The following is a 12,199-nucleotide window of genomic DNA, read 5'->3' as shown; positions in this document are numbered from 1 at the left end:
TGGAAATAAAAAAAAGTGCTACAACGAGCATTATTAGAAGAGAAAGTAAAAGATAGTTTTTATGTTCTTTCATGGTTAAAACAAATCAATAGAGCAGTAAATAACGCTGGCAAACAGAGAAAATAGATAAGAAATCGAATAAGAAAACATTTTTTTCTGCGAGCTATGACTCTTAAGCCTTATAACGGATGCAGCAGACCAAATAAAAACACACCCTTCAATAATTGCCATATTGAGGTAAAATAGAGCCTTTTTCAAAAATAGTGCTGGGAGTAAGCTAGTTAATACGAGTAACACGCTATAGATTAATATATATTTCCTCGTTTTTTCTGGACCATAAACGATATTGAACATTGGAATCGATGCTTTTGTATAATCTTCAGATCTATTTAAGGATAGAGCCCAAAAATGTGGTGGAGTCCACATAAAAATTATTAAAAATAGAATACAACTTTCCCAGCTTACAGAGTCAGTTACAACCGCCCAGCCAATCATTGGAGGAAAAGCACCTGCTGCACCACCAATAACAATATTCTGCGGAGTACGCCTTTTGAGCCAAATTGTATACACAAAAACATAAAATAATATGCTAATTGCAAGCAAAGCAGCAGAAACATAGTTCACTGCTATTGCCATGATAAATACTGACAATATTCCAAGAGTTATGCCAAATTCAAGCGCGCTTTCTGCAGAAACTCTACCTGAAGGTATAGGGCGGTTTTTTGTTCTCTCCATAAGCAAGTCTATATCTCTGTCATACCACATATTTATTGCACCTGCAGATCCTGAACCAAGAGCAATGCACATAAGAGATATTAGTGCAAGGAAAGGATGAATGCTACCTGGTGCAGCAACTATTCCAGCAATTGCAGTAAACACTACAAGGTACATTATCCTTGGCTTTAGCAAATGCCAAAAATCCAGTATTGTTGATTCAACATTTAGCAAAACACTTGTGTACATTCTATTTTATCACTGGTGGTTTTTCAAAAGTATGAAAAGGCGGTGGTGAAGATACCGTCCATTCTAAAGTGTCACCTTCCCAAGGATTATCTCCAGCTTTCTTGCCCCATTTGAAGAGATGTATAACTATAAACACAAAAAACATAACTGAAACAAAGGACATATATGAGCCAACTGAGGATATATAATTCCAAGGGATAAACGCGTCGGGATAATCAGGTATACGCCTTGGCATGCCGGCTAATCCCAGGAAATGCTGAGGTAAGAAAGTAACATTGGTGCTAATAAAAGTGAGCCAAAAGTGTACCTTTCCTAAACACTCGTTATATTGCTTACCTGACATTTTGCCTATCCAATAATAAAAACCAGCGAAGGCTCCAAATAATGCAGCAAGCGACATGACATAGTGAAAGTGAGCAACGACATAATAGGTATCGTGTAAAAGTTTATCTATTCCACCGTGAGAAAGAATTATCCCTGTTATACCACCTCCAACAAACATGAAAATAAAACCTAATGCAAACAGCATTGGTGTCTTCAATTCAATCGCTCCACCCCACATAGTTGCAATCCAACTAAAGACTTTTACACCAGTTATAACACCAATGAAAATTGTGCTAGTGCTAAAAAATATAGCAGCATCCTCGCTAAGCCCAACAGTAAACATATGGTGAGCCCAAACCATGAAGCCAAACGTTGCTATTCCTATCATGACATAAACCATTCCCATATAACCAAATACTGGCCTATGAGAAAAAGTTGACACAATCTGACTGATGATACCAAATGCAGGAAAAATAATTATGTAAACTTCTGGATGACCAAAAAACCAAAACAGATGTTGAAATAACACAGGATCACCACCACCAGCAGGATCAAAAAAGGAGGTACCTATATTACGATCAGTGAGCAGCATAGTTATAGCACCAGCAAGTACCGGTAAGGCAACAATTAACATAAATGACGTGAGTAAAATAGACCAAACAAATAGTGGTATCTTAGTTAGTGACATACCTTTTGCACGCATATTGAATATGGTAACTATAAAGTTGATCGCCCCAACAATTGATGACATACCAGCAATATGAAGTGCAAGTATAGCAAGATCAACTCCTGCACTTGGGTGGGACATAATTTGCGACAAAGGTGGGTATAAAGTCCATCCTGTTCCAGGACCTTCGCCAGCAAATACCGAGAGGATAAGCAAAATAAAAGATGAAACTAACAACCAAAAACTTAAATTATTCATACGAGGAAATGCCATATCTGGTGCACCAATCATGAGAGGTACGAACCAATTACCAAATCCTCCCATTAAGGCTGGCATTATCATAAAAAACACCATTATTACCGCATGCCCTGTAATCATTACGTTATATAGCTGGTAATTATTGTTAAGTATATTAATGTGCATTAGCTGAGTACGAATAATTACCGATAATAATCCACCAATAATTCCAGCTAATATGGAAAAAATAATGTATAGTGTCCCTATATCTTTGTGATTAGTAGAAAACAGCCAACGTCTTATACCTTTTGGTACATCACTCATATCTATACTCCAAACTTAACTTACTAATTTTTTATCTTCAATCCACTTATTAAAATCTTCTTTACTCACTGCTTCAACAACAATTGGCATAAATCCATGACCTTGACCACATAGTTCATAACATTGCCCATAATAAATACCGGGCTTTGTAACGTTAAACCATGCTTCATTCAGCCTACCTGGTATTGCATCAATTTTTATACCAAAAGCCGGTATTCCCCAGCTATGTATTACATCTCCTGCTGTCACTTGTAAACGAATATTAGTATTGATAGGTAAAATAACGTTATTATCAACAGAGAATAGTTTTAAATCTCTTTCGGTAAAGTCTTCTTTTCCTTTTATATAGCTGTCAAATGAAATACCTTGATATTCTGGGTACTTGTAACTCCAATACCATTGATGACCAATAACTTTTAGTGTTATGTCAGCTTTTGGCACTTTCTCCTGTAGTTTAATTAATTCAGCATTTTTAAAAGCCAATACCCCAACAATAATCGTTGGTATAACAAACCAGATAATTTCTACAAAGATATTATGAGTTATTTTACTGACATTTTTCACTTTGCCCTTACGAAAGCGAAATACTACATAAGCAAGCAGGGCCCATACAAAAAGCATAATTGCAATCATTACACTCATCACAAACGAATGTGACTTAACTACAACCTCCATTATCTCAGTTGCAGGCGCAGGAAATCCAAATTGCCAAGAAGTAGGAGCAGAAGCAATTGATATATTTGAGTAAAACATTATCAATAATGCAAATAACTTCACCATATTTTTTGCTGTAAAACTAACTGTATAATAATATATATACACTTACTATGCAAACAGAGATTATAGAATTTACACAAGTGTTTTGCTAAATATTGAATCAAAAGTAAATGATGATTAATGTTTTTTTAGCATTTAATAAATATAATAATACGATACTAACTTGAGGAAAAAGCATTTACATGAATCTATTTTAACTTAAAATATTATAATATTTTAAGTTAAGTATTTACTTTAAGGAAATTCTATAATAAGTTTAATAGTGTCTGTTATTGCTAATAACCCTCTAGCCTCACACCTAAAAGCAGTAACAGACACTATTAAACTTTAAGTAAGTTTGCCTATTTATAATTCATTGAGGTAAAAATCTTACTAATTCCTTTAATTCTATTATACAGCTGAGTTTACTAATTAACCTTTAATGTTTACGTTAGCATTTGCATCTTAAATCAAAGATTTACATATTATAGAAAATAATTATAAAATAATACACTACTTGTGTGTAAATTTTTTTGCATATCAAACTCTGTAAACAAATTTTCTAGAAAAGCCAAATAAATTATCTCTCTATGAAAGATCTATCGAATGTTGCAATTATAGGTGTAAACAAGAACGATAAAAGAGTGCGAGATTGAGTAACTATATATACTTCTACTGGCATACCAGGATATAGGTATACGTTTTTAAATTGAGCAAGTTCTGATTTTGGTATCACCACTCGCACTGAATAATAACGCCCCATCCTTGGATCATCAAGAGCATCAGGGGAAATATGGTTTACTATACCGTTAATTAAACTTAAGCGACGTGCACTATAAGCGCTCAGCCTTACTTTAACTTTCAGCCCTTCTAGTCCGTCGATAGAGACTATATTGCTATCTTTCTTTTTTGCTGACAGTATCTCTTCTATGTTTCTGGTTAGAACTTTAGCATCTATTATTAGATCATCATCTGATGGTACTATACTCAGGATTGGGACTCCAGATTGTATAACACCACCTTCAGTGTGGTATCTTATATCTGTAACTATACCATCTTGAGGTGATTTAATTATTGTACGTGCTAACGAATCTTCAGCAACCATCAGCCTCTCTTTTAAGTCTGCAATAGATGTATTAACTTCCTTAAGCTCAGCATTTGCTCTTTCTTGAGCATCATTCTTCACATTTATAATCTCTAACTCATTTTCTCCAATCTTTTGCTGTACTTGAGATATTGCAGAACGGTAATGTCCAACTCTACCCTCAATTTCAGCAAACTGTTTTTCTAAAGCTAAAATGTGTGGTTTGCTTATATGGCCACTATCAAGTAATTGTCTTTTTGTTTCTAACTCCTCAGTTATCAAGTCATATTGCTTATGGGCTGCATTTAGTTGAAAATTTAGCCCTGCTAATTCAGCATTTAACTGCTTTATACGTTGTTGCAGTATGTCAGTTTTTCCTAATATACTCTTTCTCTGAGAGTTGAACAACTTTACCTGATTCTTTATCGCTTTATTTACAAGTTCATCGTTAGATAATCTTTTAACCTCATCAGAAAATTCTAGCGTATCTAAGTCTCCCCTGATTGCAATAAGTCTTGCTTCAGTTGCCAAAAGTGATAAGAGTTTTTCTTTAATTATACTCAAATTTGCCTTTTCGTTAACATCACTTAATAAAACTAAAGGCTCATCTTTTTTAACTGCTTGACCTTCTTTTACTAAAATTTTGCTTATTATTCCCCCACCCAAGTGTTGCACTATTTTTCTATTTGAAGAGACAATAACTTCTCCACTTGCATGCACTGCTCCGTCAATTGGAGCTATAGCTGACCAAATACCACCTATTCCAAAAAAGATGAATATCACCACTAAACCAAAAAATAGTGGTCCCCATGTGACTTTTAGGACTTCATTTACGTTATTACTCTCACGTTTAAAAATAAAATTTATCATCGCATCAATCCATGCGAACGTCTTATCCAAAAATTGATATTTCTTCTTTCTATTTCCTGCCCTTTGCATATCTATATCATCACTACCAATAAGGCCTGTCAAAGAAAGTCCAGCACTAAGCTTTTTTAACTTACTCATTATAATACTACTGCGAATTCTTGTTAATCAGGATAACACACAAAAACAAAGAATCTATATCTTAAGTACTCTACTTAGACTATGGAACATCAGAATAAACTATTTAGTAACAATTCTTATACTCTATTGAATGGTTCAGCATTAGGCTAGAAAATCAAAAAGGTTTTACAATAACCATAATAACTATAATTATTATTAACACTGTTACTGCTTCGTTTAAAACACGAAAATAAACGTGAGTTTTCTTATTCAAGCCCACTACAAAATTTTTCCTATGCTTTGCAAGTAGGACATGAATAGCAAACATTAAGAATAATGCTAGCGCTTTTACATGAAACCACCCTTCGCGATATGCTTCCCTAATAATCATTAGCATAATTCCAAAACTAAGGGAGAAAAGCATTGCAGGGTTTATGATATATCTAAGGAGTCTCTTCTCCATTATTTGAAGTAAGCTGTCATTTTCTGACCCTGGTTTTACAGATGCATGGTAAACATAAAGCCTTGGCAAATAGAGCATACCTGCCACCCACATAATTACAGAGATAACGTGAAAAGCTTCAAGCCAGTGATAGTAGTCCATATAGATAGTATTATAAAATGTTAAAGATTTCTGGTATGATCTCAGTTTAATAAAAGAAAGTCAATATGAAAGCAGGAAATTTCACTAAAGAGCAAGTGATTGGGTTCTACAGAAAAATGCTTCTAATACGCAGATTTGAGGAAAAAGCAGGACAATTATACGGAATGGGATTAATAGGCGGATTCTGTCACTTATCAATAGGGCAAGAAGCAGTTGCAGTTGGGACTCAAGCTGCATCAAAACCTGGTGATGCTTTTATCACAAGCTATAGAGACCATGGCTTAATGCTTGCATGTAATTCTGATCCAAATGTTGTGATGGCAGAACTAAACGGCAAAGAAACAGGGTGTTCAAAAGGTAAAGGTGGCTCCATGCACATATTTGATGTTGAAAAAAATTTCTTTGGTGGACATGGAATAGTAGGTGCACAAGTCCCAATTGGGACAGGAATAGCATTTGCTAATAAATACAAGAAAAAAGATAACGTTGTATTCACATATTTTGGTGACGGTGCTGCAAATCAAGGACAAGTATATGAATCATTTAATATGGCATCTTTGTGGAAGTTACCTGTGGTTTATATCATAGAAAATAACGAATACGCAATGGGAACTTCTGTGCAAAGATCAACTTTAGTAACTGAACTATATAAAAGAGGAGAGAGTTTTGGTATTCCTGGAAAACAAGTTGATGGAATGGATTTTTTCTCTGTCTATGAGGTAACAAGTGAAATAGCTGAGCACGTACGTGGGGGAAAAGGACCTATCTTGCTTGAAATGAAGACATATCGATATCGTGGACATTCAATGTCAGATCCTGCTACTTATCGCTCAAAAGAAGAAGTTGAAGATATGAAGCAAAATCATGATCCTATAAGCACCTTAAAGCAGTATATAACAGACAATAAAATCGCTTCTGATGAAGAATGCAAAGCTATTGATAAGGAAATACGAGACTTAGTAAAAAAGTCAGAAGATTTTGCTAAAAGTAGTAAAGAGCCAGAGATTGATGAGCTGTATACTGATGTTTATAAATTTGTTAGCTAATCAGTTGCCATCAAAATTATGTTTTGGCCTACTATAGATATTTTTTGGCAGCACTTAACTTTATTATATAACAGCCTAGTCAATAGAAACTGTAGTAACTCTTATATTATTGATATACACCGCTCTTGGATCATAGGTTAAATGAGTTTTATTTGACTTTTTGTGCTAGTTTGCAGAATATAAAGTTATTAATTGAATAAAATACATGACAAAAGAAAACTGGGAGACAGTAATTGGACTTGAGGTACACGCTCAGGTTTCTTCTAAGACAAAGCTATTTTCTAGTTCACTAACGGAATTTGGCACTGAGCACAATACTCAAGTTTCTCTAGTTGATGCAGCAATGCCAGGTACACTACCAGTATTAAATTATAGCTGCATAGAGCAAGCAATATGCACCGGACTTGCAATTTCTGCAGAAATTAATAAATGCTCTTACTTTGACCGGAAAAATTATTTTTATCCCGATTTACCACAAGGTTATCAAATAACCCAATTCTTTGAGCCAATAGTTAAAAATGGTAAAGTGTTTATCAATAATAATGAAAAAGAAATAAGAATCGCAAGAATTCACTTAGAGCAAGATGCAGGAAAGAGTATTCATGAAGAAAGCAAAACTTACGTAGATTTAAATCGTGCAGGGGTTGCTTTAATGGAAATTGTTTCAGAGCCAGATCTTCGTTCATCTGCAGAAGCTGCAGAATTCATGAAAAAATTGAGGCAGATTTTGCGTTATATCGGTTCATGTGATGGTGATATGGAAAAGGGGTCGCTTCGCTGTGATGCAAATGTTTCTGTTCGCCCAAATGGTAGTAGTGCATTTGGCACCCGCTGTGAAATAAAAAACTTAAATTCAATACGTTATATTGTACAAGCTATAGATTATGAAACACAAAGGCAAATCAAAATTTTGGAAAACGGAGGAGAAATAAGTCAAGATACCTTATTGTTTGATGTCACTTTAGGAAAAACAAAAGTGATGAGAAGCAAAGAAGATTCAAGTGACTATAGATATTTCCCTGAACCTGATTTGCTACCTGTTGAAATAAGCCAAGACAAAATTGATTCTATTAAATCATCTTTACCCGAGTTGCCAGATCAAAAAAAACTTCGATACATAGAGGAATTAGGTATCAATGAATATGATGCAGACGTTATCACTTCTGATAAAGAAATTGCCGATTATTTTGAAAAATTAGCAAAAAAGCATGATTCAAAGATTGCAGTTACCTGGTTAACCGTCGAGCTTTTCGGTCGTTTAAATAAAACAAATATTGATATTGTTAGCTCTCCAATTAAAGCAGATGCTTTATCCGAGCTCCTCGACTTTATCGTCGATGGAACGATCTCTGCTAAACTTGGCAAACAAGTTTTTGATATTATGTTTGAAACTGGCAAACCGGCATCTCTCATCATAGAAGAGCAGGACCTAAAACAAATAACCGATAGAGGTCAAATAGCAGAAGTTATCGACACAATCATCAATAGCAACCAAGATAAAGTTCAAGAATACAAAAGCGGTAAAACAAAACTATACGGATTCTTTGTCGGCGAAGTCATGAAACTCACCAAGGGAAAAGCCAGCCCTGATGTCGTGAATTCAATTTTAAATGAAAAATTAAGTAATTAGTCACATTTTTTTATTTACATAACAGCACATCTCGTAGATATTCTCAGATTTACGCTACGATATCTGTATATCATAACATATAACTTTTTTACCATTTGTTGGTACTATTTTTAAAATTATGTGAGGTTGAGGATGCCTGAAACTTATCCTGCTTGGGGGTCAAAATGCTCTCGCCATGGTATTGACTATCAAGAGTTGTGGCTCATATTATTTCTCATGCGTGTGATGGATAAAAAATGTCCTTTCCTCCTAGATACAGAATTTAAGTCAGCTGCAGGCTTTGATGATGTTGTTCTCCAATGTAAGCAAAATAAAACAACAATACATAGGTTTGTGCAAGTCAAACACAACCAAGATGGAACTGAAAAAATCAGTGTAGGTAGCTTATTAACAAAGAGTGGTGAGTTTAATTTGTTGAAATACTTTATTGCTTATTTAAAGATCAAAAATAATGCAAAGTTTAGTGGTGGAACAAAGCATTTTCTTTTTGCTACGAATATGGATCTTGATTCACCATATTCAATACAACACGAAGTAAGAAATCTAAGAGCAATGTTAAGTGGAGAAAATAAAGGAAAAGAACTTTCATTTGTAAGAATAGACACAAAAGATGAGTTTCTGGATATAGGTGATAGTGCAAAATATAGAATTAGTGATTCAGATGGTAGTATTGCTCAATACTTGAAACAAAATATGGATTTTATAAAGCGTAAGATAGGTAAGGAAGTCAGCAATAAAGAGATAGAGGACTTTTTAAATGAACTGGTGTTCGTCGTTAACTTACCCCATGAAGCTCAGCTAAGAGAATTATTGCTAGGTGAGTTGAGTAGTAGGTTGAACAAAAAGTTTGGCTATATTGGTGACAATCAAATCTTTTGTAATAATCTTCTAAAAAAAATATCAGACTGGGTAAAAGATATAAAAGCGCGTCCTTTTTCGCACAAAGAGGGAGAAGAGCTTTTTCGAGAAATTGAGCAATTTCCTAAGACTTTAAGTGAAATAGAGAGAGAAGTAAAAGAAGGGAATAAAGGAATAGATGAAATAGTAGAACAACAGCGTAAGGATAGTAAAAAACTGCATGAAATACATGTAGCTGTAACAGCACAAAATAACAAGCAGATAGAGGAGCCTATTTGGTTTAATATAAAACATCCGGTTGAAATGTTTGTTGGAAGAAAAAATGAATTGCAAGAAATATATGATAGGCTGCATAAAAGCACTGACAAACCAATGGCAATATCGCGGATTGTTGTTATTGGCGGTTCTGAAGGAGTAGGGGAGAGTGAGTTAGCCAGAAAATATGCTTGTGAATATAAAGAGCATTATGATGGTAATCTTGTATGGGTAAATGCAGGAACACAAAAGGATCTTGAAGAATCGTTTAAAGGATTAGCTAAGGAGTTAAATAGAAGGTTACCTGAAGGTTCGAAAATTTTTATTACAGATGAAGATACTGAACAAGAAAAGGGAATCAGATCTATTATTAAGAGTGTATATAGATATTTTAAAGATGTAAAAAGTCTTTTTATTTTCGATAATGCAAGAGAATATAAAGACATCAGTAAATTTTTACCACTGTCTTTATATCCTGACTATAAAAAACCTTATGTTTTAATTACTTCTCGTGATAATAAGTGGGAAGCAAGAGGAGATATAGAAGTAATAAAGTTAGATATATTCAATAAAACGGAGGCTTTGGGATTTATTAAGAAGTCCTTAAATATAGATGACCCTTTACAGGATAAGGAAATAAAAGAGCTAATGGAAAAGCTGCAGTATTTGCCCTTGGCTTTAAAGCAAGTGGTAGTGTACATTCGCAACAAAAATAAAGAATCAAAGTTGAGAGGTTGTGGAAGATTTGAGATAAGTGATTACTTAAAGGAGTGTCAACGGTACACAGGAAAATCACTTAAAGAAGGAGTTTGTAAAGATGAAGATTGTTATGCTGAAGCAGTTTCAATAACTTGTACCATTACGATGACACATATACAAAAAGAATACGGCTGTGAAACGTTGAATATTCTGGAGATAATGGCCTACCTTGCTCCTGACAAGATTCATATAGAAGAAGTCTTTTCAAAGTTAATAGCAGAGGATAAGGAAAAGTTATGGAAGGCTGTTGAACTACTCGATAGATATTCAATGATTGACTTGAAAGAGGAAGTGGCAAGTATTCACAGAGTAGTGCAGGGAATAACTAGATTAAAATTACAAAAGGAGGGCCAAGAAGAGGAAGTTCTAAGGAAAGCTTTGGAATTGATAAACAGTGGTGGTTTAGCACAAGGTAGTATGAGCCATATTGCATTTGTATGGGGATACGCAAGTACATACGGTAAGTTGATTGATAACTTTTACTTTCACTCATTTTATGTATATGGAGGAACACTGTTTATAAGGAAAAGCACCCCTTTGCACTTGCTTGCTGAAAGTGGTGATTGTAAAGCAATTAGTGCAATAATAACACATATAGAAAAATATTACCCAGGTGAATTGGTAAAAATTGTTAATGTTAAGGACAATCACGGTCAAACTTTGTTGCATATTGCTGCTAAGAGTGGAAATTTGAATGTAATGAAATGTCTAGTCAATAAAGGTGCTAGCACTAATACTAAAGATAAATATTATAATACTCCATTGCATTCAGCTGCTTACGCTGGGGAATTGGATATAGTAAAATACCTGATTATTAAAAATAATAACATTAATGCTAAAGGCGAATATGGCAGGACTCCATTACACATTGCTGCTATAAATGGAGATCTAGATATGGTGGAATATCTAATCAAAAGGTATGCTAATATTGACGCTAAAGACAATTGTGGTATGACTCCATTACATTTAGCTGCTGACGTTGGGGAATTGGGTATAGTGGAACACCTAATTAATGAGGATGCTTATGTTGATGCTAGGGACGAACACTACAGAACCCCATTATTTTTTGCTGCTGAGAATGGAAAATTAAATGTAGTGAAGTGCCTAATTGAAAAAGGTGCTAATGTTAATGCCAAGAATGAATATGGCGAAACAGCGTTACACCGCGTTGTCTATAAAGCCACTTTCAGTGGAGACTTAAGAATAGTGGAGTTTCTAATCAATAAAGGTGCTAATGTTAATGCTAGAGATAGAAATAGTAGAACTCTATTACACTACTCTGCTTTATCTGGAAGCTGCAATATTGCAGAATGCCTTATTCGAGAAGGTGCTAATATTAATGCTAAGGATAAAGATGGCAACACTGCACTACACTTGGCTGTTATTAGGCAAAAGGTTGATATAACGAGGACGCTACTAAAACACAATGCAAACGTTAACGCTAGAAATAATTTAGGGAATACAGTACTGGACTGTGCAGTTGATAACTTCCAAGAACTTGTGGAGTTGCTTTTAACCCATGATGAAAGTGTTGAAGTAGCTTAAGAGAAAATTATTTATCTGTTTATTTTAACGTCCCAAAAATGTTTAACAAAAGTGTGTCAAACTGAATTTTTAGTTTAACTCAATTTTCAATAGATTTCTTGCATAAACAGGTGTCATCCCAGCTGGAACCCAATATCTGGATTCCAGTGTCACGCGCTGG

The 12,199-nt window shown here is 34.5% G+C and carries 8 protein-coding genes; 3 read left to right on the top strand and 5 right to left on the bottom strand.

What is annotated here, in order from left to right; translation table 11 throughout:
- Positions 1-75: 75 nt before the first annotated feature.
- The 5 genes from AAGE00_RS03735 to hemJ form a co-directional block, all read right to left on the bottom strand.
- The gene (locus AAGE00_RS03735) at positions 76-963 is read right to left on the bottom strand and encodes a heme o synthase (protein WP_213863697.1); all 888 of its coding nucleotides are present in this window, start codon (positions 961-963) and stop codon (positions 76-78) included.
- Between the two features lies 1 nt (position 964).
- The gene (ctaD, locus tag AAGE00_RS03730) at positions 965-2,515 is read right to left on the bottom strand and encodes a cytochrome c oxidase subunit I (protein ID WP_213863698.1); all 1,551 of its coding nucleotides are present in this window, start codon (positions 2,513-2,515) and stop codon (positions 965-967) included.
- A 15-nt stretch (positions 2,516-2,530) separates the two neighbouring features.
- Positions 2,531-3,295, bottom strand: a complete 765-nt coding sequence (gene coxB / locus AAGE00_RS03725; RefSeq protein WP_213863699.1) for a cytochrome c oxidase subunit II — start codon at positions 3,293-3,295, stop codon at positions 2,531-2,533.
- A gap of 556 nt (positions 3,296-3,851) precedes the next feature.
- On the bottom strand, positions 3,852-5,363 hold the full coding sequence (locus AAGE00_RS03720) for an HlyD family type I secretion periplasmic adaptor subunit (RefSeq protein WP_341815368.1): 1,512 nt from the start codon (positions 5,361-5,363) through the stop codon (positions 3,852-3,854).
- A 154-nt stretch (positions 5,364-5,517) separates the two neighbouring features.
- The gene (gene hemJ / locus AAGE00_RS03715; protein ID WP_213863700.1) at positions 5,518-5,946 is read right to left on the bottom strand and encodes a protoporphyrinogen oxidase HemJ; all 429 of its coding nucleotides are present in this window, start codon (positions 5,944-5,946) and stop codon (positions 5,518-5,520) included.
- A 65-nt stretch (positions 5,947-6,011) separates the two neighbouring features.
- Between hemJ and pdhA the strand changes: the two genes are divergently transcribed.
- From pdhA to AAGE00_RS03700, 3 genes are all read left to right on the top strand, one after another.
- Positions 6,012-6,992: a pyruvate dehydrogenase (acetyl-transferring) E1 component subunit alpha gene (gene pdhA, locus AAGE00_RS03710; protein ID WP_213863701.1), complete on the top strand. Its 981-nt coding sequence runs from the start codon at positions 6,012-6,014 to the stop codon at positions 6,990-6,992.
- Positions 6,993-7,197: 205 nt separating this feature from the next.
- Positions 7,198-8,622, top strand: a complete 1,425-nt coding sequence (gene gatB, locus AAGE00_RS03705) for an Asp-tRNA(Asn)/Glu-tRNA(Gln) amidotransferase subunit GatB (RefSeq protein WP_213863702.1) — start codon at positions 7,198-7,200, stop codon at positions 8,620-8,622.
- Between the two features lie 132 nt (positions 8,623-8,754).
- Positions 8,755-12,039, top strand: coding sequence for an ankyrin repeat domain-containing protein (locus tag AAGE00_RS03700; protein WP_213863703.1), 3,285 nt, complete (start codon positions 8,755-8,757; stop codon positions 12,037-12,039).
- Positions 12,040-12,199 lie beyond the last annotated feature (160 nt).

It is taken from the genome of Wolbachia endosymbiont (group B) of Aricia artaxerxes (assembly GCF_964026975.1).
Lineage (GTDB): Bacteria > Pseudomonadota > Alphaproteobacteria > Rickettsiales > Anaplasmataceae > Wolbachia.
The sequence above is the reverse complement of the archived record's forward strand: the minus strand, read 5'-3'. Positions and strand labels throughout refer to the sequence as shown.